At 32.6% G+C, this 1,298-nt stretch carries 1 protein-coding gene; it reads left to right on the top strand.

From position 1 onward, the window contains the following. On the top strand, window positions 1–1,006 hold a 1,006-nt coding region (locus F6K13_RS33680), incomplete at its 5' end, for a hypothetical protein (RefSeq protein WP_353735759.1). Between the last annotated feature and the right edge of the window lie 292 nt (window positions 1,007–1,298).

Genomic DNA, 1,298 nt, shown 5'->3' with positions numbered 1-1,298 from the left:
TACAAGTAAAACTCTATATGAAGACATCATAATTACCGATAAAAATATCAAGAATGACTCACATAGTATAGTCAAAGGAATTTTCCTCTATACAGATGGAGATTCGGAAATAGTAGACTATATGATGAATAACTTTGAAGATTTTGACAAGCTAACTGGTGAGTGGTGCTACATATATGTCTTAGAAAAAAAGGGAATTAACTGGAAGCTGTTGATAAAGTATTGGAAGTACCTTCTTTTATCAGAGCTACGTGAAATATTTAAACCAATTAGACTGTTTACTGAAAAACCATTTAACAGAAATGAATCTTACAAAATAGCACGAGATTTAGGTATCCCTTCTGATCAACTTCCCTGCATATTATTCTTGCCACCTTTAACAGAAATATCCGGTCAAGAAAAGCTTGTAATTCCCGTTAAAGAAGCATCTGCAAAATATTTCAGAAAAGTCTTTTCAACATTGGAAGGTATAGTTACTCAAGCTAAGGAGCGGAATAAATATGAAGCAATAAAAGTCAAATTTGATGATATTATCGAATATCTGGAGAACAATTCAGAAAAAGTTGTTCAACAGACAACAACTGAGTATCAAATTAATGGTACTAATATTTTTGTAAATAGTGAAATAAGGAGATTGAAAATGACTGAAGAAAATAAATATGATATTAAGGGTGATCGTTCTATTATTGTTGCGGGTAAAGGAAAGATAGGCACAGCAAATCAGCATAATTATTCCCCAGAGCAAAAGCAAAATTTAGCCGAAGCAGCAAAAGAAATTCAGCAATTATTACAACAATTGTCTAAACCGGACTATTCTGCAACTCCTACGGAAAATGCAATAATTGTAGGTGAGGTAATGCAAGAAATTGAGAAAAATCCCTCTCTGAAATCTCGAATAATTGAAACTTTAAAACAGGGAGGAAAGGAAGCTTTTAAGGAGTTGATAGACCATCCAGCAGTTAATGTTTTGATGGCTTCAATTGATGGCTGGAATAATGCGGAGTAGGAAATAATACTGCTTATTAATGGTATGTGGAGTATCCCTCAACTTATTAAAAAATGGGGGAAACAGAATGTAGGATTTACGCAGATACACTATATATAGCGTTCCAAAACTATAACGTTATAGATAAATAGTGTTTGAGACTCAAAAATTCCTAACTCCTGAATATAATATATAGCGTTCCAAAACTATAATGTTATAGATAAATAGTGTTTGAAACTCAAAAATACCTAAGTCGTGACCATAATATATAGCGATCCAAAACTATAACGTTATAAAGATAGAAAGAGCGGCG

Origin of the sequence: Okeania sp. SIO2B9, assembly GCF_010672505.1 — a bacterium.
GTDB lineage: Bacteria > Cyanobacteriota > Cyanobacteriia > Cyanobacteriales > Microcoleaceae > Okeania > Okeania hirsuta.
This window is presented reverse-complemented; position numbering and strand designations above follow the sequence as displayed.